Raw genomic sequence first — 24,304 nt, 5'->3', positions numbered from 1 at the left:
CGAGGCGAAGCTTGCTCCATCTGCTCAGAATGTCTGAAAAGATGGTGGGCGCGGCAGGGATTGAACCTGCGACCCCACCCGTGTGAAGGGTGTGCTCTACCGCTGAGCTACGCGCCCGCCGGGACATTTGCTGTCCGGACAGGGGCGCGCCTTTGCCATGGCTTTGGGCGGCTGGCAAGCGCTCAATTGGCGTTCATTCGGCCAAAATTGAGCGCAAGGCGCGTTGCCACAAGGCTTGCCCACCATGCAGGTTTGCGCGCAGCGCCGGGGCATCGCCGGTGCAGGGCAGGCACAGCGCCTGCGCGCCGGTGCTGGACATCAACCGATTCATATCCGCCACCACGCGGGCCATTGTGGTTTGCTCCTGCCCCGCGATCAGTGCGGATACGCTGGAGAGCACGGGGGCCTCGGCGCGCGCATGGGCAGACTGGCCGGTCAGGATCCCTGCCAGCATTGCCTTGAACGGATCGGGCGGGGTGGCTAGGAACCGTTCCTCCCACTCGCCTTCGGCAAGCCCTGCCTGCTCCGCTGCCCAGGCGATGGCCGCATCCAGCCCGCCAAACTGGTCAACCAGGCCCATTTGCCGCGCCGATCCGCCGGTCCAGATTCGTCCTTGCGCCAGTTCGTCAGCGCGCGCTGCCGAAACACCGCGCGCCTCGGCCACCAGGCTCACGAAGCGGCCGTAAATGGCCTGCGTCTCCGATTGGAGAAGCGCGTCGGTCTCGGGTGTAAAGCCGCCCAGAATATCGGGCTGGCCCGAAAGCGGCGTGGTGCGCACGCTTTCGGCATTCACGCCGTAACGGCCCAGAATAGTCTCGAAACTGGGCACCATTAGCACCACGCCGATCGAGCCGGTCAGCGTTTCGGGTTCGGCAAAAATGCGTTGGCCTGCAGTGGCGATCCAGTAGCCGCCGCTGGCCGCCATATTGCCCATCGAAATGACGACGGGAATATCCTGTTGCCGATACCGCATCAGCGCGCGGCGGATGGTTTCCGACCCGGTTACCGTGCCGCCGGGCGAATCGATGCGCACCACAAGCGCGGCCAGATCATCGTCCAGCGCATCTTCCAACAGGGCGGTGATGCGCGCGGCCCCTGCGCTGCCCGGCCCGGCATTGCCATCGCTGATTTCGCCCGCGATGGTGATGATGCCGATGGCCTTCTTGCTGCCGCCGGTCAGGCTGCGCAGGCCCCCGCCTTCGCCTTGCGCACTTGCCGCCATCCACACATCGAGATCGGTCGCCGCAAAGGCGCCGGGCCGCTTGTCCAGCCGGTCCTTGCCGGCCACTTCCACCAGCCGCATCGCCCATTCCTCGCGCGTGCCGAGACGGTCGACCAACTTTGCCTCCAGCGCCACGCGGGCCAGATCGCCGCCCGCCTGCTCCGCTGCCGCGACAAGGCCGGTGCTCACCGCGTCCAGATTGGCATCGGGCCGCGCGCGGCGCACATGGGAGAGAAACTCCTCCCACATCTGCGCGGTATAGGTTTCCAGATTCTCACGCAAAGCCGGCGACATGGCGGAATTGGTGAACGGTTCGCCCGTGCCCTTGTAAGTGCCGACCTGATAGACATGGGCGGTAATGCCGAACCGTTGCAGCGCATCGGCATAGAACAGGATGCTTCCGCCGGGGCCGCGCACCGCCACGCCGCCCATGGGATCAAGCCATACCTCGCTCGCCTGCGCGGCCAGCAGCACCGCATCATCGGCCATCGCCACGCCATAGGCGATCACCGGCTTTTCGGAGGCGCGAAAGCGCGCCAGCGCCTCGGCCACTTCGCGCACCGAGACGGCCGGCCCGCCGGTGAAGGTGGACAGATCCAGCGCGATGGCCTTGATCCGATCATCCGCAATCGCCGCGTCAATGGCGCGGGTGAGGTCGCGCGCGGCATATTCCTGCATCGGCAGGGTGCCCGACAGCAATGTCTGCACCGGATCGATGACCGCCGGCTCCTCCACGATCTGCCCGTCCAGTTTCAGCAGCAGCGCGCCTTCACGCACCTGCGCCGGGCTGGGCCGCGCACTAAGGGCGGCGAACAGGACGCCGAAAAACAGCAGCAGGAACAACAGGGCCAGCGCATCCTTGATGCCCACCAGCAGCCGCCACACCTTGCCTGCGAAACTCATATATCTGTCCGTATTCGTTGATCTGCGCGCCACGCTAGGGATGAAGCCGCGCATGATCCAGCCGAAACCGCTTGAAGCGGTGATGCGGCTCGATTAGGGGCTTGGCTTTAATGACATCGCTGCAAACCCCCACGCCATCTGCACGCTATCCAGCGGGCGGACGGGCCTTTCCGCACCGCGACCTGATCGCCATCGGCGCGCTGCAATCGCACGAAATCCTGTTCCTGCTCGACGAGGCGGAACATTGGGTGCGGTTCAACCGCCAGCCAACGAAGCATTGCGACGCGCTGGCGGGCCTCACCATCATCAACGCCTTCTTCGAAAACTCCACGCGCACGCTGCTGTCGTTCGAAATCGCGGGCAAGCGGCTGGGCGCGGATGTGGTGAATATGCACGCCGCGCAATCGAGCGTGAAGAAGGGCGAAACGCTGATCGACACGGCCATGACGCTGAATGCGATGCGCGCGGATGCGATGGTGATCCGCCACGGCTCCAGCGGGGCGGTGGGGCTGATCGCGGGCAAGGTCGATTGCCCCGTGCTTAACGCGGGCGACGGGCAGCACGAACATCCGACGCAAGGGCTGCTCGATGCCCTCGCGCTGCGCCACGCGCTGGCCGAACGCGGGGAGGCGAGCAGCGACGGGCAGCTGACTGGCCTCACCGTTACCATTTGCGGCGATATCCTGCACAGCCGCGTGGCGCGTTCGAACATCCTGTGCCTGCAGGCGCTTGGCGCCACGGTGCGCCTGTGCGCCCCGCCTGCGCTGATGCCTGCCGGGGTTGCGGCGATGGGCGTGGAGGTGTTCCACAATTTCGACGCCGCCTTGGCGGGCGCGGATGTGGTGATGATGCTGCGCCTGCAGAACGAGCGGATGGACGGGCAGTTCATTCCCAGCCCCCGCGAATACCGTCACCTTTATGGCCTTACCCGGCAAAGGCTGGCGCGGGCGCGGGCTAACGCCATCGTAATGCATCCCGGCCCGATGAATCGCGGGGTGGAGATCGACAGCGACGTGGCCGATGACGCGCGCCATTCGATCATCACCAATCAGGTGGAAATGGGCGTGGCGATCCGCATGGCCTGCCTTGACGTGTTGACACGCAAGGCGCGCGGTATCCCCGGATGGGGTGAAGGGGAATGGGTATGAAACAGCAGCGCCCCATTTCCATCACTGGCGGCACGCTGGTCACACCGGCAGGGCTGGCAGAGGCCAATCTGCGGCTGGTGGACGGCCTGATCGATGCCGTTGGCGCGGCGGTTGCCGAAGGCGACGAGGTGGTCGAGGCGCGCGGCCTCCTTGTCACGCCGGGCCTTGTCGATTGCGGCGTGTTCGCGGTGGACAAGCCGGCCTTCCATTTCGGCGGGATCACGCGCGCCGCGCTGATGCCCGACCAGTCGCCCCCGCTCGATCACCCCAGCCGCGTGCGCTATGCGGCGCAGAGCGGCAAGCCCGATCTGTGGGTGCATCCGCTGGCCGCAGCCACAGTAGCGCTTGGCGGCACGCATCTGGCCGAAATCGCGATGATGCGCGATGCGGGCGCGCGGGCGATCGCCACCGGGCGCACCTGGATCGCGGATTCGGGCGTGATGCTGCGTTTGCTGCAATATGCCGCCATGCTCGACATGGTGGTTGTATCCCATGCCGAGGATGGCGGGTTGGCGGGCCGCTCCGCCTCTGCAACGGCGGGCGAAATGGCGACGCGGCTGGGCCTGCCCTCTGCGCCTGCTGAGGCCGAGGCGCTGGCCGCCGCGCGTGACATTGCGCTGGCGGAGATGACCGGGGCGCGGCTGCATCTGCGCCAAGTCACCACGCGCGGTGCGCTCGATCTGGTGCGCGCGGCACAAAAGCGCGGCGTGGCGGTGAGCGCGGGCGTCACGCCGGCGCATTTCATGCTGTCCGATCTGGCGCTGGCTGGTTTCCGCACCTTCGCCCGCCTCTCGCCGCCCTTGCGGTCCGAAGATGACCGGCAGGCCGTGCTGGAGGCGCTGGCCGATGGCACGATCAGCGTGGTTGCCAGCGGGCACGATCCGCGCGGGCCGGAAGACAAGAACCTGCCCTTTGCAGATGCCGCGCCGGGCATGGCCGGGGCCGAAACGCTGCTGGCCATGGTGCTGACGCTGGTGCGCGATGGCGTGATCGATATGCCGCGCGCTTTCGATCTGGTGGCGCGCAATCCTGCTCACCTGCTGGGTGTGCCTGCGGGAGCGCTGGAAGCGGGGCTCGAAGCCGATGTGGCGCTGGTCGACCCTGAGCGCCCCTGGGTGGTGGATTCGCGCAAGATGGAAGCGAGCGCGGGCAATACCCCGTTCGACCGGCAGCCGGTGCAAGGCCGCGTCACCGCCCTGTGGAAGGGCGGCGTGCGTATAACGCGCTGATGTCTTTAATGCCTTAGCGGCTGGCCATCCGGATTCCGCGATCCACCGCGCCGGGAAGCGGGCTCGCCGCGGCCCAGCTGATGCAGCCATCGCTGCTGCGGGCGTTGATCTGGCCGCACATGGCGCGGCTGGCGCTGCGGTCAAACCCGCCCGCCGACACGCGGAAGTAGCGGCGTCCATTCACCACCGCCTCGGTAATCACCATCTCGTGGTTGGCAAGCTGCGGATGGCGGCTGACATAGATGCCCCATGCGCGGCGTGCGCCCTGTTCGCTTGAGAAGCTGCCCAATTGCACCAGATGCGAACCATCGCCGGCGCTCCGGCGGGTGGCCGGTGCTGCGGGAGTGGCTGCCTGGGCGCTCTCGCGCGGCTGCGCGGCGGCGGCATAGCGGTTGGTGACAGGGGCAGCAGGGCGGGTGGCCGGTGCGGCGGTCGAAGTCGCGCGGTCGGCAACGGCAAAGCTGCTGGCGTCGAGAGCGGGTGTTGCGGTCTGGTTCTGCGTTTCGCCGGAAAAGGCCTGCGCGAAACTGGTGCTGGCAGCCATGCGGGATGTTTCGGGTACCGAGACTGGAGCCATGGCGGGAAGGGGCGCGCGTTCTGTCAACGACGCGCTGCCCACGGCGGGCAATTCGCGGCCGTTGGCAGGCACTGCCATCGCGAGAGGGGCGGGCGATTGGGGAGCAGCGGCAAGAGCGGGCATCGGGGCTGCGGGCGCCTGCGTCGCGGCAAGCGCGGTAGCCTCTGCCCCCAATTGCTGCGGCGTGGGCGTGTTGGACAGCGCCAGATGCAGCGGCTGGCCCGCATCGCGCACCCCAGCGGGCACACCCAGCAGGCGGGCCACGCGCTGTTCGTAAGCTTCGGGCGCCGCCATCGCCGCCCATTGTTCCATCCGCGCACCAACCTGATCGGCGGGCACGTCCTGCGATGCCATCAGGCGCGATTCGCGCCACCGGCCCGCCACGGCATAGGCATAGGCGAGATTCTGGCGCATCTTCACCGTGTCGTCGCCGCCGCGAATGGCGTTGGTCATCAGGTGGATGCCGCGATCGGGTTGGCCTGCCAGCGCCAGTGCCAGGCCCAGATCGGCCACCGGCAGGCGACCTTCCCATGCGTTGAGCAATGCGCCGGCCTCGGTGTATTTGGCCTGCGCGGTCAGCGCGAGCGCGAGGCTGAGCGCGGTGCGCGGGCTGTTGTCGCCCAGCATCATCGCATCGGTAAAGGTCGTCTCTGCCGAAGCGAAACGCCCGGCATCAAGATAGGCCTTGGCCAGCAGCGCGCGGGTGGCGGCGTTGTGCGGATCGGCCTGCACGGCCTGTTCGGCCAGACGCAGCGCACGGTCGTGGCGGCCCTCGGCCATCGCGGTTTGCGCAGCAGTGGCCGCGGCATCGGCGGATTGCGGCACCGTGGTGGCGCAGCCAGCCAGCAGCACCGATGCCATCGCGGTGCCAAAGGCAAGCCCGGTCAGGCGAAGGCGGGTGTCGGTCGTGTCCATGATACGCGTCTTTCCCTCAATCCTGCGATTTGCGGCGGCCACGGCCGGAACGGGACGAAGCCCGACCGGGCGCCCGCACCTTGGCGGCAAGTTCGTCGATTTCCGGCATTTCGGCCAGAAGGCTGTCGAGCGCGCGCGTCACGATGGCCTGCGCACTTTCGCCGTTCACCGTGCTGGCAAGGCGCAGGCGCAGATGGCGTTCGGCATCCAGACGCAGCGTGAACGCGGCGCGCCGGGCGGCATCGTCTGGCCGCTCCTGTTCCTGCATCGCGGCAAGGTTCGAATCGGCAATGCGGTGCACCAGTTCGTGTTGCTGGCGGCGCACGGCGGGTTCGACAGCCGGTGCGCTTTCGCTTTGGGTCGGAGCAGCCGAGCCTGTCGCAGCAGCCATGCCGGTCGCAGCAGGCGTTTCGTCGCCCATGTCGTTCCAGCCCAGCGCTTCCTGGCTGGCGGCAAGCTCGTCCATCGCATCAAGATTGCCGCGCGAATCGGCATCGAGCTGGACGCGCATCGCCGGCTTGGCCGTGCCCTTGCGGGCCAGCAGCAGCGGCCCGAGGGACGCAAAGGATTTGACTTCGCCCACTGCCGCCCTCGCCATGTTATTGCGCCACGCGGCGGCCAAAACCGCCTTGCTGCGGTCGGGCAATACCATTGCCCGCCACCATCTTGGTGCCAGGGGCGGCAAACACGGTGCGGCGGAAGTTCTTTTCCAGCCGGTCGGCAACATAATGCCACAGGGCGACAACTTCCTGTGCGCTGCGGCCTTCGGGATCGACTTCCATCACCGTGCGCCCGTCAATCATGCTGGCGGCAAAATCGGTGCGGTGGTGAATGGTGATGGGCGCAACGGTGCCGTGCTGGCTGAGCGCAACCGCCGCTTCGGAGGTGATGCGCGCCTTGGGGGTGGCGGCGTTCACGACGAAGATCAGCGGTTTGCCCGCGCGTTCGCACAGATCAACCGTGGCACCCACGGCGCGCAGATCGTGCGGGCTGGGGCGTGTGGGAACCACCATCAGTTCGGCCACCGAAATGACCGACTGAATCGCCATGGTAATGGCCGGCGGCGTATCGATCACCGCCAGCTTGAAGCCCTGCTGGCGCAGAATCGCCAGATCGTTGGCCAGGCGCGCAACAGTGGTCTGCGCAAAGGCGGGAAATTCCGCCTCGCGTTCGTTCCACCAGTCTGCCAGCGAGCCTTGCGGATCGATATCGATCAGAACCACCGGGCCTGCCCCTGCGCGCTGCGCCTGCACGGCGAGGTGCCCGGCAAGCGTGGTCTTGCCCGATCCGCCCTTCTGAGATGCCAATGCCAATACCCGCACTGAGGTGTCCCCCTGAGAAATCCGGCCGGGCAAATGGGTTGCTCCGGCGCTTCACTGACAGGGAGTTCGCAGATCACCGTTTATTTTGGGTTAAGGGCGCGGAAATAGATGAACAATGCCCGTTGCCGGGTATCGGATGCGATGGCTTGCCGCAGGCGGAGCGTCCGCTTGGCATGGCGGCATAAATCTTTTGCTAATTGCTGGTTTACTATGATGATGCCGATTGTTCCTGCGGGCGGGCTGCACGCAGGCCCGATATGGCACCGCAATTTGCAAGAGGGTTGATTGATGGCACGCGCGGCACACAGGACATGGGTTGCAGCAGCCTTGCTGGGCACTGCGGCCTTGGCAGCGCCGGCTCTGGCCGATGTGCGCGGAGGCGTGGATGCATGGGGACGGGGCGATTACGCGGCGGCCGTGGCAGCGTGGGAAGGCCCCGCGGCGACCGGCGATGCCGATGCCATGTTCAATCTGGCGCAGGCTTACCGGCTGGGCCGCGGTGTGCCGCAGGACGAAGCGCGGGCCGAAGCGCTGTATTTCCGCGCAGCGCAAGCGGGCCATGTGCAGGCGGCTGATACATACGGGCTGATGCTGTTTCAGGCAGGCCGCCGGGCAGAGGCGCTGCCCTATGTGGAAGATGCCGCGCGCCGGGGCGATCCGCGGTCGCAATATCTGCTGGGAATTGCGCATTTCAACGGCGACATGGTGGAGCGGGACTGGGTGCGCGCCTATGCTCTGCTCACCCTCGCCAATTCGGCGGGGTTGCCGCAAGCTGGCCCTGCGATTGCGCAGATGGACGAACATATCGCGCTGACTGACCGGCGCCGGGCCGCGGAATTGGCCGAGGCCATGCGCGCCGAGGCACTCGCTGCACGATCGGCGGAGCTGGCGGCGGCCGATCTGGCGCTGCGCGCATCGGGCGACAGTTCGGCCAGCGCATCGCCTGTCGCCGCATCCAGCCCACGCGTGCCGCGCCCCATTGCCAGTGTCGCGGTATCGCCCTCGGTCGCTGCGGCGCGTTCTGCCATCGCAGAAGCGCGCAGCGCCACCGGAACCGACAGCCCGGCACAGGCGGGCGCCACCTTTGCGCAGGCCGAACCGGCGGCGCGCCCGGCAGCACCTGCGGCACCTCCCGCCCCTGTGCGGGCAGCCCCTGCCGCTGCGGCTGCGGCATCGCAAGCCGCCACCGGCGGGCCGTGGCGCGTGCAACTGGGCGCGTTTTCGGTACGGGCCAATGCCGAACGGTTGTGGAGCCAGCTTTCGGGCCGTCCCGAATTGGCCGGGGCGGAACGCATGATGGTGGCATCGGGCAATGTCACCCGGCTTCTGGCGGCCGGCTATGCCAGCCAGGCCGCCGCGCAGAACGCCTGCAACGCGCTGAAGCGCGGCGGGACCGATTGCCTTGTGACCCGCAACTGACCTAAGCGCGGCCTTTCAACAAGGAAGGCCTGCTTGGAACCGCCATCTTCCCCACCGGCTACCCCCGTTCCCACGCAGGAGAGGCTCGTCGCGCTCGACCTGATGCGCGGCATTGGCGTGCTGGGCATCCTGCTTGCCAATGTCACCGCCTTTGGCCATGTCGATATCGCCTATTACTGGCCCGGCGCGCTGCCCAATGGCGGCAATGCGGCCGACCGTTGGATCTGGCTGGTGCAATTCGTGGCGGTGGACGGGAAGTTTCGCGGCCTGTTCACGCTGCTGTTCGGGGCGAGCCTGCTGCTGTTTGTCGAGCGTGCCAGGCAAAGTGCGGGCGGCGATAGCGCGGCGGTGAAGTTGCAGGTGCGGCGGCTGATCCTGCTGGCGCTGATCGGGCTTGCCCATTTCGCGCTGCTGTTTCGTGGCGACATCCTGTTCACCTATGCCTGCGGCGGGCTGGGCGCGCTGCTGTTCCTGCGCCTGCCGGCCGAACGGCTGCTGGCAATCGGGCTGATATGGGCTGTTGTGGGTGCCGGGGTTCAGGCGCTGGCCTTCCTGACGCCGGCCATGGTCGAGGCAGGGTTGAGCGCAGCCCCGCCTCATGTGGTGGAGTATTATGCCAGCTTCTGGCAGGCGCAACTTGAGGAGGCGTCGGCCCAAGCGGCGGTCTTGGGGCAGGGCAGCTATGCCGATGTGCTGGATTACCGGCTGACCGAGGAAGCGGGCCTTGTTGCCTATTACGCGCAGCTTGCGCTGTATGAGACGATCCCCCTGATCCTGATCGGTTTGGCCCTGTTCCGCGGCCATGTGATGGGAAGGCAGGCGGATGACGGCTCGGTCATGTTGATATCGCGCCCAGCGGCGGTTGGACTGGCGCTTGCGGGCCTGATCGCCAATCTGGCGGCCGGGCTGTGGGTGATGGGGCAGGGTTTCACGCCCTATGTCACGCAGTTGGCCTTTTTCGGGCTGGGGCCGCTGGCGAATATTCCGCTGCTGCTGGGCGGTGCGGTGCTGCTGGCGCGCTGGGCCGCGCGGCCGCATACGGGCTGGCTGGCCGCGCGGTTGGTGCTGGCGGGGCGCATGGCCTTGTCCAATTATGTCGGCACGTCCTTGGTCATGATGCTGGTATTCCAGGGCTGGGCCGGTGGGCTGTTCGGCAGCCTGCACCGGGCAGAATTGTTGCTGGTGGTGCTGCTGGGCTGGGCACTGATGCTCACCTTCTCGCGCGTCTGGCTCGGCCGGTTCCGGCAGGGGCCGCTCGAATGGATATGGCGTTGCGCCACCTATCGCCGGATGTTTGCCAACCGCCTGCCGCGCTAGATAACGGCGCGAGTGATAATCGCTCGCAATAATGCTTGCTATTGAAAGCGACTCGCATTAACCCTTGCACATCGTCGGCAAGGTGTCTTTCGCCCATGTATATCTGCATATGCAATGCCATTCGCGAGACCGATCTGCGGGACATGGCGCGCCGCAGCGGGGGCTGTGCGGAAAGCGTCTATGCCGCGCTGGGCAAGCGGCCCAATTGCGGGCAATGCCTCGACGATGCGAACGAGCTGATTGCCGAAGAGCGCGAGTCCATCGCGCCGGCCACAATCGCGGCCTGATTTGCATTAGCGCGCCTATCCTGACACGCATTCGCAAAAGCCCGGTTTTCCGCCGTTTTTGACATATCGTCACACGGGTTTCGCTTGCCAGAATGCTCCTGCGCGCGCCTATGATCCGGCCATTGGATCAATCAGGAGACCTACGCCATGAAGGGCGATGACAAGGTTATCGACTATCTCAACCAGTGCCTCACCAACGAACTGACCGCGATCAACCAGTACTGGCTGCATTACCGCGTGCTCGACAATTGGGGCATTGCCAAGCTGGCCGCATACGAACGCCACGAATCGATTGACGAAATGAAGCACGCCGATGCGCTGGCGGATCGTGTGCTGTTCCTGGGCGGGCTGCCCAATTTCCAGGCGATCCACAAGCTGAAGGTGGGCGAGACGGTCGAGGAAATCCTCAAGGCCGATCTGGCGCTGGAAATGGAAGCGCTGCCGGTGCTGCGCGACGCGATCGAATACAGCGAAAGCGTGCGCGATTACACCAGCCGCGACCTGTTCGCCCACATCCTTGAAAGCGAGGAGGAGCACGTCGATTTTCTGGAGAAGCAGTTCGACATGATCGCGCGCATGGGCCTGGAAAACTACGTCCAGTTGCAGAGCAAGGCGGCGGGCGAGGAATGATCCCTCTTCCGTTCTAGCCTATCTGCCAATACCCCCCGGCTCCGCCCCTTTCGCGGTGGAGCCGGGCAATCTGCCGGTCGCCATCCCACAATTCCACATCGCCGTGCGGGCGATTGATATCCGCCACCACCAGTCCGGTTGCCAGATTGGGCACCTCCAGACTCACCCTGTCGCCGCTATGCGTGCCTTCGCGGAAATATTCGATCCGGTAATGTGCCATGGCCCGACTCCCCAGGCTAACCGCCCCAAGGGAAGTTCTGCCTCAGCCCTGTGAATTGCAAGCGTCAGCGTTTGCGGTCGAACGGGTTTTTCGGGCTTTTCAGCGTAAGCCGAACCGGAACCGCGCCAAAACCCAGTTCGCGCCTTATGCCGTTCACCAGATAGCGTTCGTAACTGGTGGGGAGCTGGTCCAGCCGTGTTCCAAAGATGACGAAGCGCGGCGGGCGGGTGCTGGTTTGCGTGATATAGCGCAGCTTGATCCGCCTTCCGCCGGGTGCGGGCGGCGGGTTGGTGGCCAGCGCCTCGTCAAACCAGCGGTTGAGGCCGGCCGTCGGCACGCGCCGGCTCCACGCCTCGCGCAATTCGAACGCGGCGGACAGCATCTGGTCCAGCCCCTTGCCCGTCTTGGCCGATACCGCCAGCAGCGGCACGCCCTTCAATTGCGCCAGCCCTTCATCGAGCGCGGCGCGCACGCCGTTGAACAGGCCGCTGGCATCTTCGGCCACATCCCATTTGTTGATCGCCACCATCAGCGCGCGGCCTTCCTCCAGCACGAGATTGGCGATCTTGAGATCCTGCACTTCCAGCCCGCGCGTGGCATCCAGCAGCAGCACCACGACTTCGGCATAATCAATCGCGCGCTTGGCATCGCTGACCGACAGGCGCTCCAGCTTGTCCTGCACCTTGGCGCGCTTGCGCATACCGGCGGTGTCGACCAGCCTTATATCGCGCACTTCGCCGCTCCTGGGATCGGTCCATTGCCAATCGACCGAGATGGAATCGCGCGTGATGCCCGCTTCCGGCCCGGTCAACAGCCGGTCTTCACCCAGAAGGCGGTTGATCAGCGTGCTCTTGCCCGCATTGGGGCGGCCGACAATGGCGAGGGAGAGGGGCGCTGTGGGATCGTAGTCCTCCTCCTCGTCCTCTACCGTCAGATCCTCGGGCGAATCTTCCCACTCCTCACCGTTCTCCAGCGCTTCGGCGCGCAGCGCGGCGCGTTCGGCGCGGGCCTCGGCACGCTGTGCACGGGCGCGGGTGGCATCGGCGGCCTTGGCCACTTCCGCCTCGTATTCGCGTTCGAGCAGATCGCCCTTGTCGGCGATAATGGGAACCAGAGCGGCATAGACCTCGGCCATCCCCTCGCCATGTTCGGCCGACACGCCAATCGGTTCGCCCAGGCCCAGCGCATAGGCCTCCAATATGCCCGCATCGCCCGCGCGCCCTTCGGCCTTGTTGGCGAGCACAAGGGTGGGGACGCCCTGGCCGCGCAGCCAGCGGGCGATTTCCTCGTCCAGCGGGGTGATCCCGGCGCGGGCATCGAACACGAACAGCGCCGCATCCGCGCCCTTCACCGACAACTCGGTCTGGGCACGCATCCGGCCGGGCAGGGTTTCGGGATCCTCGTCCTCCCACCCGGCGGTGTCGACCGCTTCAAACTCCAGCCCCATCAGCCCCGCATGGCCAAAACGCCGGTCGCGCGTCACCCCCGGCTGGTCATCGACCAGCGCGATCTTCTTGCCCACCAGCCGGTTGAACAGGGTGGATTTGCCGACATTGGGCCGGCCAACAATGATGACCTGAGGGTATTTGCGCTGCGCCATAGGGGGTGCGGTGGAGGCAGAGGGGCAGTTTGGCAAGCTTAACTTGCCCCTCAATGCGTGCGGCGGCTTACCAGACGCCCGTGTTTTCCATGCTTGCCCACGGCTCCTGCGGCTCCTTCGCGCCGCCCTTTTGCAGCAGTTCGATGGAGATGTTGTCGGGCGTGCGGATGAAGGCCATGTGCCCGTCGCGCGGGGGACGGTTGATCGTCACGCCCGCATCCATCAGCCGCTGGCAGGTGCCGTAGATATCGTCCACCGCATAGGCGAGATGGCCGAAATTGCGCCCGCCGGTATAGGTTTCGGGAGCGCTGCCATCTTCCGGCGGCCAGTTATAGGTCAGTTCCACCTCGGCCACGTCCTCCTGACCTGGCGCGGCGAGGAAGACCAGCGTGAAGCGGCCCTTCTCGCTCTCCTTCCGGCGCACTTCCTCAAGGCCCAACAGGCTGAAAAAGCGCAGCGTTTCGTCCAGATCGGTCACACGGATCATGGTATGGAGGTAGGAAATGCTCACGGAAAAACTCCATTCATCGCTATTCAAGCACGGTTCATCGCTGCCATAAGATATGGGGATGCGCGCCACCATCCTCAAGCGCAACCCTTGGCGTGTGCCAGCGAAGGAACCCAACATGACCGGGAATAGCGAAGAACTCGTGCCGTCCGCCACCCCTTTCTGGAAACGCCCGCCCGGCCCGCTGGTTTTGAGCGCTGCGGCGATCCTGTCGCTGGGCCTGGTGGCTGGGGGATATCTGCTGGGCGATGGCCTTACGCGGATGAAGCTGGCCGAGCGCTCGGTTACCGTGCGCGGGCTTGCCGAGCGCGATGTGATGGCGGATCTGGCCACCTGGACCATCTCCTATTCCGCCACGGCGGCTGACATGGCGAGCGCGCAGGCCAGCGTTGACCGCGATACCGCCAGCATCCGCGCCTTCTTTGCCGGGCTGGGCTTTCCGGAGGACGCGGTGCAGCCCACAGGCGCCAATGTGTCGAGCTTCACCATGGACGGGGTCACCCGCTTCACCGTGCGCCAGCGCATGACCCTGCGCACCACCGATATCGAACGGGCCCAGCGCGCGGTGCGCGAGCAGAGCGATCTGGTGCGGCGCGGGGTGCAGTTGGAGGAAGGTTCGGCCATGGCTTACACCTTCACCAGGCTGAACGACATCAAGCCCGAGATGGTGGCAGAGGCGACGCGTGATGCGCGTGCCGCGGCGGAACAATTCGCGCAGGATTCCGGCGCGGGCGTGGGCGGCATCCGGCAGGCGACGCAGGGCTATTTCGAGATTTATGCCCGCGATGGCGATGGCGGCGGCTGGGGGGTGGCCGATACGCCGTTCAAGAAGGTGCGCGTGGTGACCACGGTGGATTTCTACCTCGATTGAGCGCGGGGGGGGGCACGAAAAAGCCCGCCCTGTTGCCAGGGCGGGCCAATCCGTTTGCGTATCAGGCAGCTATCAGAAGCTGGCCGACAGGGTCACAACAACCGCGTCATCGACGAAGTTGTAGGGAGCCGAATTGCCTTCCGCGCCGACATAGGCAACGCCCAGCGACAGGGTTTCACCCAGACCGACCGACGCGCCGATCGAGTAATCCCACGCCTTGGAATTGGCGGTGTAGGTCAGGAAGCCATCGGTGTAGCCCAGGTGACCGTCGATCGAGATCGGGGTGCCCGGCAGGCCGACGCTGACATCCGAGTAGATGTAGAAGTTGTCGGTGTTGCTCAGCGAATCCTGCTTCGGCGCATAGGCCACGCCCAGCGTCAGGCCAGCCGGACCGGCTTCAAAGCCGACCGAGGAGTAGAGTTCGTAATAGTCGAAATCACCCGCGCCGGCATTCGGATACAGGTAGAAGATGCCGCCGACATCGAAGGTCACGCCGGGGGCGACTTCGCTCGACCAGCCGCCGTAGATGTCCAGTTCGGTGTGGCCGTAGCCGACGGTGGTTTCGTCGATCGACGAACCCCAGGTGCCGACATAGAAGCCAGCCGGCAGCGCCAGGTCGATACCACCCTGAATGGCGATGTCACCGCCCGACAGATCGACGCCGCGGAAGCGGTATTCGCTGACGATGGCGGCATTGGCGGAGATTTCGACGCCAATGTCCTGCGCGGCTGCAGGAGCAGCGACGAAAGCGGAACCGGCGAGAACAGTAGCAGCCATCAGGCTGCGAACGGACGTAAGCATGAGCAATATCCCTCAATTGCTGTGGTTAAACAGGATGCCTCGTCCCACCTGCGTGAAAGCGTTCCGGCCTCTTTAATTTGAAGGCGGGCCAGTAGCCGCAAGCACCCATGGAAAGTGCCCATCGGTGCTGCGTTGCACAAGTTCAATTGCGCAATGCAGCGCGAATCGGCGCAGAAGTGTTGATTTCTTGCACCAGTATGACACTGCACCAGTGCAGAAGCGCAACGCGCGCCGCAAGCACGGGCAAAAAACGACCGCGCCTGTTGAAACGAGGGGCTGCCGATCCCAATGACAACAGCGAAAGGCGAACAATCCGCAATGCTGCAATTCCTCCGTTCACTCTTTTCGCCCTCATCTTCCGGGCCTGTTGCCCATATACCGCAGGGGCAGCGCGTCTATGCCGTGGGCGATATTCATGGCCGGCTTGATCTGTTCGAGGCGCTGGCCGGTGCGATCGAGGCGGATGATGCCCGCGGCACTGCCGATACCACGGTGATCCTGCTGGGCGATCTGGTCGACCGGGGGCCGGCTTCGGCCGGCGTGCTGGCGCTGGCTCGCGAATGGCAGGCGCGGCGCAAGGTGCGCATCCTGTACGGCAATCACGAGGAATTGCTGGTAAAGAGCCTCACCAGCCTGGAGACCATGCGCCATTTCCTGCGCCATGGTGGGCGCGAGACAATGCAGAGTTTCGGCATCTCCGCAAAGGTTCTGGCCAGCGCACCGGTGGACGAGTTGCAGGAGCTGTGGACGGCGACGGTGCCTGCCGATGTGCTGGATTTCATCTCCGGGTTCGAGGAGATGATCCGCATTGGCGATTACCTGTTCGTCCATGCCGGGATCAATCCGGCAACGCCGCTGGCCTCGCAGAAGGTGAGCGATCTGCGCTGGATCCGCGAGCCGTTCCTGAGCCATCCCGATCCGTTTGAGGCGGTGGTGGTGCACGGCCACTCGATTACCGACCAGCCGCAGGACAAGGGCAACCGCATCGGCATTGACACCGGCGCCTATTCCAGCGGACGCCTGACCGCGCTGGTGCTGGAAGGCGCCACGCGCCGCTATATCGAGGCGGTCGAAGCGGACGGTGAAATCGGCATCAGCCATCGCGCCCCGGCCTGAGCGCGACTGAAAGATACCTAAAGGTGCCAGGGGGCCTGTAAGCCGGGTTCTGTACCGCCGACGGTATCCTGAAAACAGGACCGTATCGGCGGCGGCAGCCATTCATCTGGGCGGCCCGTTGCCGGACGCGCTCTGGCAACCAACCCGGGTCCCAGCGGGGCGAAGCACCCCTGCCGTTCTTGCGATTGGCGCGGGACCCCTATTTGGTCTTGCTCCGGGTGGGGTTTGCCATGCGGGCCCTGTTGCCAGCGCCCCGGTGCGCCTTTACCGCACCCTTTCACCCTTGCCTGTGCCCCGGATCAGGTCCGGGGCCATCGGCGGTCTGCTCTCTGTGGCACTTTCCCTTGACCCTTGGCTTGCGCCGCCGGCCCGGCGGGCGTTACCCGCCACCCTTGCTTCGTGGAGCCCGGACTTTCCTCGATCCCTTGCGGGACCGCGGCTGCCCGGCCCCCTGGCCCAGCCGATATAGGCAGGGCGGCGCGCTTTGACCAGCCGCCGCCCGTCCACGCGCCTATTCCGCGTCCGGCGTGGCGAGCAGATAGCGCCAGATGGCAGCGCCAATCACCGCCCCGATCAGCGGTGCGGCCCAGAACAGCCAGAGCTGCCCCACCGCTGCCGTCTCGGCATAGAAAGCCACGCCGGTGGAACGCGCCGGATTGACCGAGGTGTTGGAAACCGGGATCGAGATGAGGTGGATCAGCGTGAGCGCAAGGCCAATGGCAATCGGCGCAAAGCCCGCCGGTGCCCGCGCCGATGTGGCGCCCAGGATCACGATCAGGAAGCCTGCGGTCAGCACCACTTCGATCAGCAGCACGGCTTGCAGCGAATAGCCGCCGGGCGACAGATCGCCAAAGCCGTTGCTGGCAAATCCGCCGGGGCTCCACCCGGCCATGCCCGATGCGATGACAAACAGCGTGCCCGATGCCGCAAAGGCGCCCAGCACCTGTGCGGCCCAATAAGGCAACAGATCATTCCAGCCGAAGCGCCCGCTCACCGCCAGCCCCAGCGATACGGCCGGGTTGAAATGCCCGCCCGAAATATGCCCCACGGCATAGGCCATGGTCAGCACGGTGAGACCAAAGGCAAGCGATACGCCCGCAAAACCGATTCCCAGTTCCGGAAAAGCCGCCGCCAGAACGGCTGACCCGCAGCCGCCGAACACCAGCCAGAAAGTGCCGAAAAACTCGGCAAAAAGCTTCTTTTGCATCCCCGTTCCCCCTACCTGCGTCCGCCATTTGCGGCGTGACAGGGCGAAGGGTAACCCCGAATCGGAAAATTGCCTAATGCAATGTTAAATAGGCATAAAGCTCTAGCGCGCGCGCCCCTCGTCCCGATCCAGCAACAGCTGGAACAGGATCGCGCGGCATTCGCCATCGGGCAGGCCGTCGATCACATCAGGCCGCCAGCGCCGCTGAAACGCCTCGATCGCTTTCACGGGATCGGAAATGTCATAGCCGAACCGTTCCAGCGCCAGCAGGAACGCGCCGTCATTGCCAAACGGATCGCCCAGATCCAGCCGTTCGGGCTGCGGCAGGCACAGCTTGTATCGCGCCAGCCGCGCCCACGGGAACAGCTCGCCCGGATCGACCTTGCGCGCGGGCGCTATGTCCGAATGGGCAACCACATTGGCGTAAGGGATCTTGTAGCGGCGCACGATCGAATCGAGCAGCGGGATCAGCGCCTCGATCTGGGCATCGGCAAAGGGGCGGTATCCCAGCGCGTGGCCGGGGTGATCCAGTTCAATCCCCACACTGGCGCTGTTCACATCCGATTGCCCGCGCCAGAACGATTTGCCTGCGTGCCAGGCGCGCTTTTCCTCCGGCACCAGGCGGATCACTTCGCCTTCTTCGGTGATGCAGTAATGCGCGGAGACTTCGGCTGCCGGGTCGCACATCCGTTCCAGCGCGGCCTCGACCGGCTTCATCTCGGTATAATGAAGCACCACCATGGTGATGGGGCATTTGCGCTCGTTCCAGTTGGGCGAGGGCACTTCGCGGTGAACCAGCGGATCGCGGGGAAACGGGCTGGGCATCGCGGGAAGCCTGTATCAGCCGATCAGGCCGTCGGGCGCGGGCAGGGTGACACCTACCACCAGCGCATCGGGCGCGTGCGCCACCTGCAGGCTGCCGCCTTCCTGCGCCACCAACAGATGCACCATGTGTGCGGGCGCAGTGCGGCCCGACAATTCGGATGCCGCCAAGGTGCCATCCAGCGCGCGGCCGATCGATTCGTCGAATGCCACGCGCGGCCCGCTGGCGCGCATGGCGATTTCGGTGACCTTGCCCTTTGCCGTGTCGCGCATTTCCGCCGCCACCGCCAGCACCCCGCCGCGCACCAGCGAATCCATGCCGATGGCCGCCAGATTCAGCAGCACCTTGACCGCCGGCTTGGGCAGACTGCCCAGCGGAACCGCCCAGTCGAGCTGCAACCGCTCGTTCGCGGCCACCAGCGCGCCGATCAATGTGCGCGGTTCGTCGGTGGGCACCATTTCGCCAAAACCCCCGGCCGCGCCGAAAGCCAGCCGGAAGAATTTCAGCTTGTCCGCGCTTACCCGTGCGCTTTGTTCCAGCAGCTCGATACAGCGCTGGCGCATTTCGGGGTCTTTCTCCTCGGCCAGCAGTTCCAGACCGTTATTGATCGCGCCCACAGGGCTGAGCAGATCGTGGCAGAGCCGCGAACAGAGCAGGGCAGCAAGATCAAGCGAAGATGTCATCGAAGGTTTCCGGGCCTTTAAGGAAGGGGCACTTGGCGGCTGACTTAGCGATGCGGCCTTGTCCTGCAAAGGGTTTCCGGGGCTTTCCCGGCGCCTTTTGCATACCGCGCAGGGCGAATTGCCGCTATGGCGCGGCCGATATGGCGGATAACGGCACCACGATCGCAGGCACGCTGGAGGCAGCAGGGCGGCTGGACAAATTGCTGGCCGAGGCAAGCGGCCTGTCGCGCGAGCGGGTGAAGGCGCTGATCGCGGAAGGACAGGTGACCGTGTCCGGGCAGCAGGCCACCAGCGCATCGGCCAAAGTGGCGGCAGGTGCGGATTATGCCATTGCGGTGCCGCCGCCCGATGATCCACAGGCTCACCCACAGGATATCCCCCTGGTTGTGGTCTATGAGGACGCCGATCTGATCGTGATCGACAAGCCCGCCGGCATGGTGGTGCACCCGGCTGCCGGAAATGCCGATGGCACGCTGGTGAACGCGCTGCTGCACCATTGCAGCGGGCAATTGAGCGGCATTGGCGGGGTGGCGCGGCCGGGCATCGTGCACCGGATCGACAAGGATACATCCGGCCTGCTGGTGGTGGCCAAGAGCGACCGGGCGCATGAGGGACTGGCGCGGCAGTTTGCCGATCATTCGCTGGAACGCGCCTATCTGGCGGTGTGCCAGGGGCATCCATCGCCGCCGCAGGGCACGATTGCGAAGCGGCTGGGCCGATCGGATGCCGATCGCAAGAAGATGGCCGTGCTGCCCGACGATGCATCGCGCGGCAAGCACGCCGTCACCCATTACCGCACGCTGGAAAAGCTGGATGGCTGCACGCTGATCGAATGCCGCCTGGAAACCGGGCGCACCCACCAGGTGCGGGTTCACCTTGCGTCAATCGGTCATGCGCTAGTGGGCGACCCGGTCTATGGCAGAACACATTCGCAATTGCGGCCGATTCTCGCCCGGTTGGGATTCCAGCGGCAGGCGCTGCACGCCGCCGTGCTCGGCTTTGTTCACCCGGCAACGGGCACATCCCACCGCTTCGAAAGCCCGCTTCCGCCCGATATGCGGGAACTTATCGACCAATGCGGTCATTCAAATCGATGAATTGCGTCCTACATTGCGTGCCGTTCGTCTATATGGATGGACCAACAGGTGGCCGCTAAACGTCAGGTGCCCAGCAGGGGCCGGCATCAGGCGGTCGACAACAGAAAGGTTCAGGTAAACCGTGAGCAACAATCGCACCACCATGCCAGTCTTGAGCGGGGAGCAGAGCCTCAACCGCTATCTGGCCGAAATCAAGAAGTTCCCCGTGCTGACGGCCGAGCAGGAATATATGCTCGCCAAGCGTTACCGGGAACATGACGATCCCGAAGCCGCCGCGCAGCTGGTGACAAGCCATCTGCGCCTCGTGGCGAAGATCGCGATGGGGTATCGCGGCTATGGCCTGCCGGTGAGTGACCTCATTTCTGAAGGCAATGTGGGGCTGATGCAGGGCGTCAAGAAGTTCGAGCCTGATCGCGGCTTCCGCCTTGCCACCTATGCGATGTGGTGGATCAAGGCGAGTATGCAGGAATTCATCCTGCGCTCCTGGAGCCTCGTCAAAATGGGCACCACCGCCGCGCAGAAGAAGCTGTTCTTCAACCTGCGCCGCATGAAGCGCCAGATGGAAGCCTATGAAGATACCGACCTGACGCCGGAGGAAGTGGCCAAGATCGCCACCGATCTGGGCGTGCCGGAACAGGAAGTGGTCAACATGAACCGGCGCATGATGATGGGCGGCGACGGCTCGCTCAACACGCCCATGCGCAATGGCGAGGAAGGCAGCGGCGAATGGCAGGACTGGCTGGCCGATGACCGCCCCTTGCAGGATGTGGTCGTCGCCGAGGCCGAAGAAGCCGATATGCGGCGCGAAATGCTGGTGGAGGCGATGGAAAGCCTGAACGAGCGTGAGCGTCACATTCTGACCGAACGGCGTCTGGTGGACAATCCGCAAACGCTGGAGGAACTCAGCCAGCAATACGATGTCAGCCGCGAACGCATCCGCCAGATCGAAGTGCGCGCGTTTGAAAAGTTGCAAAAGGCGATGCAGCGGATTGCCAGCGAACGCCTGCTGCCCGCAATGGCGTGATCGACCAGCCATGATTTGCGAAAGGGCCGGGCGGGCGCGTCCGGCCCTTTTGATTCGGGAAACCATTCGCTAGAGCCGGGCGATGGCCACCCGCATCGCCCTGTGGATCGCAAAGGCACTAGCCGTGTTCGTCGCGCTCAGCCTGGTGCTGGTCGTGCTGTTTCGTTTTGTGCCCGTCACCTACACGCTCACCATGCTGCTGGACGAAAACGCGGTGACACGCGATTGGGAGCCTTTGAGCCGGATCGACCGGAACATGGTGTCTGCCGTGATCGCAGCCGAGGACAGCAAGTTCTGCACGCATAACGGTTTTGATACCGAAGCGATCGAGCAGGCCATCCAGGAACGCATGGCGGGCGAGCGCGAGCGCGGCGCCTCCACCATCAGCCAGCAGACCGCCAAGAACGTGTTCCTGTGGCAGGGCGGCGGTTTTTTCCGGAAAGGTCTGGAAGCCTGGTTCACCTTTCTGATCGAAACGCTGTGGACCAAGCGGCGGATCATGGAAGTCTATCTCAACGTTGCGGAAACGGGCATTGGCACATACGGTGTGGAGGCCGGGGCGCAGCGCTATTTCAACAAATCCGCCGCGCGCCTTTCGCGGGACGAGGCCAGCCGCATGGCCGCTGCCCTGCCCAGCCCGAAACGGCGCGAAGTGGTGAACCCCACCGGCTTTACCCGCCGTTATGGCAACACGATCGAAGCGCGGATCGGCGTGGTGCGCCGCGACGGGCTTGACGCCTGCGTGTACGATTGACGCGCGATGGGCGGGGGGCATCATCATCACGGGCATGGCCATGATCATGACCCGGTAAACCACGACCGCGCCTTTGCGATCGGCGTAGTGCTCAACACCGCCTTCGTGGTGGTGGAAGCGGTGTTCGGCATCCTCGCCAATTCGATGGCGCTGATTGCCGATGCGGGGCACAATCTGTCCGATGTGCTGGCCCTGCTTATCGCGTGGGGGGCCAGCCTTGCCGCGCGGCGCCCACCAAGCGCCCGCTATACCTGGGGGCTGAAAAGCTCCACCATTCTTGCCGCGCTCGCCAATGCCATGCTGCTGCTGGTGGCGATTGGCGCGATCCTGTTCGAGACGGTTCTCCGCCTGATCGATCCGGTGGAGCCGCAGGGCTGGACGATGATCTGGGTGGCGGGCGTGGGCATCGCGATCAACACCGCCACCGCGCTGATGTTCATGCGCGGGCGTAAGGGCGACATCAATATTCGCGGCGCTTTCCTGCATATGGCTGCCGATGCTCTGGTTTCGGTGGGCGTGGTGCTGGCGGGCGCGGTGATATTGCTCACCGGCTGGGCGCTGATCGACCCGCTGGTGAGCCTGGTGATCGTGGCGGTGATCGCGGTGGGCACATGGGGCCTGCTGAAAGAGAGCGTCAAGCTGGCATTGGGTGCGGCACCGGCCAATGTCGATGTGGCGGCAGTGCGCGGCTTTCTGGCAGGCCTTCCCGGCGTTGCCAGCCTGCACGACCTGCACATCTGGCCGATGAGCACCACCGAAACCGCGCTGTCCGTGCATCTCATCATGCCCGGCGGGCATCCGGGGGACGCCTTCCTGCACGATCTGGCCGAGGAACTGGCGCACCACCACGCCATCGGCCATGTAACCGTGCAGGTGGAGGTGGCGGGCGCCGATTGCGGGGGCTGCGGCTAGTCGTCCCGCTGGCGCAGGGCGAAATGCAGATGGCCAGCATGAACCGCCAGCAGGCCTAATCCGCCCAGCAGGATTACGGGCAATGCCGCCGCCCTCTCTTCGGGCGGGGTCAACCATGCCAGCAGTACCGCCAGAGCCAGCAAGACCAGCGTGCCAAGCACAGGGATAATCGCCAGTCCCACACGCGGCGGGGCCCATGAATTGGGCTTCCCGTCAAAACCCCAGTTCATGACCATGCGCCTGCGTCCCGCAAAGCGCGGGCGATATTGCGCCGAAAGCCACCAGAGCGCGGCGGAAAACCCCGCCGCGAGCAGAAAGGCCGCAGCGATCAGGCTGCTTCTTCCTTCTTGGCTTTCTTGCCGTCCATCACGCGCACCGGCTCCTTGCGGCCGTGGACGACATCGGCATCCACCACCACTTCGGAAATCCCATCCATGCCGGGCAGGTCGAACATGGTGTCGAGCAGCAGCGCCTCCACGATCGAGCGCAGGCCGCGCGCGCCGGTCTTGCGGGTTATCGCCTTCTTGGCGATTTCCTCCAGCGCCTCGTCGGTGAAGGTGAGGGTCACATCCTCCAGCTCGAACAGGCGGGCATATTGCTTGACCAGCGCGTTCTTCGGTTCCTTGAGGATGGTCACCAGTGCTTCGACATCGAGGTCGTGCAGCGTGGCAATCACCGGCAGGCGGCCGACGAATTCGGGGATCAGCCCGAATTTCAGCAGATCTTCCGGCTCGCACTTTTGCAGCATTTCGCCCACGCGCGCCTTGCTGGGATCGGACACATTGGCGCCAAAACCGATGCTGCGCTTTTGCAGGCGATCACCGATGATCTTTTCCAGCCCCGCAAACGCCCCGCCGCAGATGAACAGGATGTTGGTGGTGTCCACCTGCAGGAACTCCTGCTGCGGATGCTTGCGCCCGCCCTGCGGCGGCACGCTGGCCGTGGTGCCTTCCATCAGCTTGAGCAGCGCCTGCTGCACGCCTTCGCCGCTGACATCGCGGGTGATGGAGGGGTTTTCCGACTTGCGGGTGATCTTGTCGATTTCGTCGATATAGACGATGCCCTGCTGCGCCTTTTCGACATTGTAGTCGCTGGCTTGCAGCAGTTTCAGGATGATGTTCTCCACATCCTCGCCCACATATCCCGCTTCGGTCAGCGTGGTGGCATCGGCCATGGTGAAGGGCACATCGAAGGTGCGCGCCAGCGTCTGGGCCAGCAGCGTCTTGCCGCTGCCGGTGGGGCCGACGAGCAGGATGTTGGACTTGGCCAGTTCGACATCGTTCGACTTGCCCGAATATTTCAGGCGCTTGTAATGGTTGTGCACCGCAACGCTGAGCACTTTCTTCGCGCGGTCCTGTCCGATCACGTAATCGTTCAGCGTTTCGAAGATTTCGCGCGGCGTGGCGATTTCGCCGTCCTTCTTGCCCGCGACGCCGCCCTTGGCTTCTTCGCGGATGATGTCGTTGCACAGTTCCACGCATTCATCGCAGATGAACACAGTGGGGCCGGCGATCAGCTTGCGCACCTCGTGCTGGGACTTGCCGCAGAAGCTGCAGTAAAGGGTGCTCTTGCTATCGGATCCGCTCAACTTGGTCATAACCTTCCTTGCTGCGCCATACGGACGGGATGCCCGCCAAAGCACAGGACTCGCCGCGGCAGTGTAAACCGCGCGCGCGATATATCAATCAGGCCCTGTCCTATATCCCCGCGCCTTGCGCC

The 24,304-nt window shown here is 65.0% G+C and carries 25 protein-coding genes, 1 tRNA gene and 1 other RNA gene; 12 read left to right on the top strand and 15 right to left on the bottom strand.

The features are described from left to right. Nucleotides 1–42: 42 nt before the first annotated feature. Nucleotides 43–117: transfer RNA gene (locus WFP44_RS13990), tRNA-Val, on the bottom strand. 76 nt (nt 118–193) lie between these two features. Further along, nucleotides 194–2,125 (bottom strand): signal peptide peptidase SppA, encoded by a 1,932-nt coding sequence (gene sppA / locus WFP44_RS13985; protein WP_336927218.1) that lies wholly within the window; start codon nt 2,123–2,125, stop codon nt 194–196. A gap of 110 nt (nt 2,126–2,235) precedes the next feature. On the opposite strand from sppA, the gene WFP44_RS13980 reads away from it, so the two are divergent. Then, on the top strand, nt 2,236–3,273 hold the full coding sequence (locus WFP44_RS13980; RefSeq protein WP_336927217.1) for an aspartate carbamoyltransferase catalytic subunit: 1,038 nt from the start codon (nt 2,236–2,238) through the stop codon (nt 3,271–3,273). Then, complete coding sequence (locus WFP44_RS13975; protein ID WP_336927215.1) at nt 3,270–4,502, top strand: dihydroorotase; 1,233 nt, start codon at nt 3,270–3,272, stop codon at nt 4,500–4,502. Before WFP44_RS13980 ends, WFP44_RS13975 begins: the two co-directional genes overlap by 4 nt. Before the next feature lie 13 nt (nt 4,503–4,515). On the opposite strand, the gene WFP44_RS13970 is transcribed toward WFP44_RS13975, so the two are convergent. From WFP44_RS13970 to WFP44_RS13960, 3 genes are read right to left on the bottom strand one after another with little or no spacing between them, the layout of a single operon-like run. After that, nucleotides 4,516–5,994, bottom strand: coding sequence for a tetratricopeptide repeat protein (locus tag WFP44_RS13970; protein WP_336927213.1), 1,479 nt, complete (start codon nt 5,992–5,994; stop codon nt 4,516–4,518). 16 nt (nt 5,995–6,010) lie between these two features. Then, nucleotides 6,011–6,592, bottom strand: a complete 582-nt coding sequence (locus tag WFP44_RS13965; protein WP_336927212.1) for a hypothetical protein — start codon at nt 6,590–6,592, stop codon at nt 6,011–6,013. Between the two features lies 1 nt (nt 6,593). Further along, nucleotides 6,594–7,316 carry a ParA family protein gene (locus WFP44_RS13960; RefSeq protein ID WP_336927211.1) on the bottom strand — a complete coding sequence of 241 codons (723 nt, stop codon included), beginning with the start codon at nt 7,314–7,316 and terminating at the stop codon, nt 6,594–6,596. A 288-nt stretch (nt 7,317–7,604) separates the two neighbouring features. Between WFP44_RS13960 and WFP44_RS13955 the strand changes: the two genes are divergently transcribed. The 4 genes from WFP44_RS13955 to bfr all read left to right on the top strand — a co-directional run bounded on the left by WFP44_RS13955 (nt 7,605) and on the right by bfr (nt 10,969). Next, nucleotides 7,605–8,735, top strand: a complete 1,131-nt coding sequence (locus WFP44_RS13955) for an SPOR domain-containing protein (RefSeq protein ID WP_336927210.1) — start codon at nt 7,605–7,607, stop codon at nt 8,733–8,735. A 33-nt stretch (nt 8,736–8,768) separates the two neighbouring features. Further along, nucleotides 8,769–10,052 (top strand): DUF418 domain-containing protein, encoded by a 1,284-nt coding sequence (locus tag WFP44_RS13950; protein ID WP_336927209.1) that lies wholly within the window; start codon nt 8,769–8,771, stop codon nt 10,050–10,052. A 95-nt stretch (nt 10,053–10,147) separates the two neighbouring features. Further along, nucleotides 10,148–10,339, top strand: coding sequence for a (2Fe-2S)-binding protein (locus WFP44_RS13945; protein ID WP_336927208.1), 192 nt, complete (start codon nt 10,148–10,150; stop codon nt 10,337–10,339). A gap of 147 nt (nt 10,340–10,486) precedes the next feature. After that, on the top strand, nt 10,487–10,969 hold the full coding sequence (gene bfr, locus WFP44_RS13940) for a bacterioferritin (RefSeq protein ID WP_336927207.1): 483 nt from the start codon (nt 10,487–10,489) through the stop codon (nt 10,967–10,969). A gap of 13 nt (nt 10,970–10,982) precedes the next feature. Here the strand turns inward: bfr and WFP44_RS13935 are convergent, their stop codons facing one another. From WFP44_RS13935 to WFP44_RS13925, 3 genes are all read right to left on the bottom strand, one after another. Then, a complete protein-coding gene (locus tag WFP44_RS13935) occupies nt 10,983–11,189 on the bottom strand; it encodes a hypothetical protein (protein ID WP_336927206.1) in 207 nt (68 codons plus the stop codon). A 64-nt stretch (nt 11,190–11,253) separates the two neighbouring features. Then, complete coding sequence (gene der, locus WFP44_RS13930; RefSeq protein ID WP_336927205.1) at nt 11,254–12,789, bottom strand: ribosome biogenesis GTPase Der; 1,536 nt, start codon at nt 12,787–12,789, stop codon at nt 11,254–11,256. 67 nt (nt 12,790–12,856) lie between these two features. After that, entirely contained in the window at nt 12,857–13,276 is a 420-nt protein-coding gene (locus WFP44_RS13925; RefSeq protein ID WP_336927308.1) for a VOC family protein, read from the bottom strand. Between the two features lie 139 nt (nt 13,277–13,415). On the opposite strand from WFP44_RS13925, the gene WFP44_RS13920 reads away from it, so the two are divergent. Then, on the top strand, nt 13,416–14,168 hold the full coding sequence (locus WFP44_RS13920) for an SIMPL domain-containing protein (protein ID WP_336927204.1): 753 nt from the start codon (nt 13,416–13,418) through the stop codon (nt 14,166–14,168). Between the two features lie 72 nt (nt 14,169–14,240). Here WFP44_RS13920 and WFP44_RS13915 read toward each other — a convergent pair whose 3' ends face one another. Next, on the bottom strand, nt 14,241–14,969 hold the full coding sequence (locus tag WFP44_RS13915) for a TorF family putative porin (RefSeq protein WP_336927203.1): 729 nt from the start codon (nt 14,967–14,969) through the stop codon (nt 14,241–14,243). A 402-nt stretch (nt 14,970–15,371) separates the two neighbouring features. Between WFP44_RS13915 and WFP44_RS13910 the strand changes: the two genes are divergently transcribed. Beyond that, nucleotides 15,372–16,085: a metallophosphoesterase gene (locus WFP44_RS13910; protein ID WP_336927202.1), complete on the top strand. Its 714-nt coding sequence runs from the start codon at nt 15,372–15,374 to the stop codon at nt 16,083–16,085. A gap of 22 nt (nt 16,086–16,107) precedes the next feature. Here the strand turns inward: WFP44_RS13910 and rnpB are convergent. The 4 genes from rnpB to WFP44_RS13890 form a co-directional block, all read right to left on the bottom strand. Further along, nucleotides 16,108–16,540, bottom strand: an RNA gene (gene rnpB / locus WFP44_RS13905) — RNase P RNA component class A. 56 nt (nt 16,541–16,596) lie between these two features. Beyond that, nucleotides 16,597–17,292 carry an aquaporin Z gene (aqpZ, locus tag WFP44_RS13900; RefSeq protein ID WP_336927200.1) on the bottom strand — a complete coding sequence of 232 codons (696 nt, stop codon included), beginning with the start codon at nt 17,290–17,292 and terminating at the stop codon, nt 16,597–16,599. A gap of 102 nt (nt 17,293–17,394) precedes the next feature. After that, nucleotides 17,395–18,117, bottom strand: a complete 723-nt coding sequence (locus tag WFP44_RS13895) for an N-acetylmuramoyl-L-alanine amidase (RefSeq protein ID WP_336927199.1) — start codon at nt 18,115–18,117, stop codon at nt 17,395–17,397. 15 nt (nt 18,118–18,132) lie between these two features. Then, on the bottom strand, nt 18,133–18,798 hold the full coding sequence (locus WFP44_RS13890; protein ID WP_336927198.1) for a histidine phosphotransferase family protein: 666 nt from the start codon (nt 18,796–18,798) through the stop codon (nt 18,133–18,135). Nucleotides 18,799–18,938: 140 nt separating this feature from the next. On the opposite strand from WFP44_RS13890, the gene WFP44_RS13885 reads away from it, so the two are divergent. The 4 genes from WFP44_RS13885 to WFP44_RS13870 all read left to right on the top strand — a co-directional run bounded on the left by WFP44_RS13885 (nt 18,939) and on the right by WFP44_RS13870 (nt 22,585). After that, nucleotides 18,939–19,895 (top strand): RluA family pseudouridine synthase, encoded by a 957-nt coding sequence (locus tag WFP44_RS13885; RefSeq protein ID WP_336927197.1) that lies wholly within the window; start codon nt 18,939–18,941, stop codon nt 19,893–19,895. A 142-nt stretch (nt 19,896–20,037) separates the two neighbouring features. After that, nucleotides 20,038–20,919: an RNA polymerase sigma factor RpoH gene (rpoH, locus tag WFP44_RS13880; RefSeq protein WP_336927306.1), complete on the top strand. Its 882-nt coding sequence runs from the start codon at nt 20,038–20,040 to the stop codon at nt 20,917–20,919. Between the two features lie 82 nt (nt 20,920–21,001). After that, nucleotides 21,002–21,673 (top strand): monofunctional biosynthetic peptidoglycan transglycosylase, encoded by a 672-nt coding sequence (gene mtgA, locus WFP44_RS13875; protein ID WP_336927196.1) that lies wholly within the window; start codon nt 21,002–21,004, stop codon nt 21,671–21,673. Nucleotides 21,674–21,679: 6 nt separating this feature from the next. Further along, nucleotides 21,680–22,585 (top strand): cation diffusion facilitator family transporter, encoded by a 906-nt coding sequence (locus tag WFP44_RS13870; protein ID WP_336927195.1) that lies wholly within the window; start codon nt 21,680–21,682, stop codon nt 22,583–22,585. Here WFP44_RS13870 and WFP44_RS13865 read toward each other — a convergent pair. Together WFP44_RS13865 and clpX are read right to left on the bottom strand one after the other, a co-directional pair. Continuing rightward, on the bottom strand, nt 22,582–22,815 hold the full coding sequence (locus tag WFP44_RS13865; protein ID WP_336927194.1) for a hypothetical protein: 234 nt from the start codon (nt 22,813–22,815) through the stop codon (nt 22,582–22,584). The genes WFP44_RS13870 and WFP44_RS13865 overlap by 4 nt on opposite strands. A gap of 98 nt (nt 22,816–22,913) precedes the next feature. Further along, nucleotides 22,914–24,182 carry an ATP-dependent Clp protease ATP-binding subunit ClpX gene (gene clpX / locus WFP44_RS13860; protein WP_336927193.1) on the bottom strand — a complete coding sequence of 423 codons (1,269 nt, stop codon included), beginning with the start codon at nt 24,180–24,182 and terminating at the stop codon, nt 22,914–22,916. Nucleotides 24,183–24,304 lie beyond the last annotated feature (122 nt).

The sequence above is a fragment of the Alteraurantiacibacter palmitatis genome (genome assembly GCF_037154115.1).
GTDB classification, from domain to species: domain Bacteria; phylum Pseudomonadota; class Alphaproteobacteria; order Sphingomonadales; family Sphingomonadaceae; genus Alteraurantiacibacter; species Alteraurantiacibacter palmitatis.
Note: the sequence above shows the minus strand (reverse complement) of the source record. Positions and strands in the feature narration are given on the sequence as shown.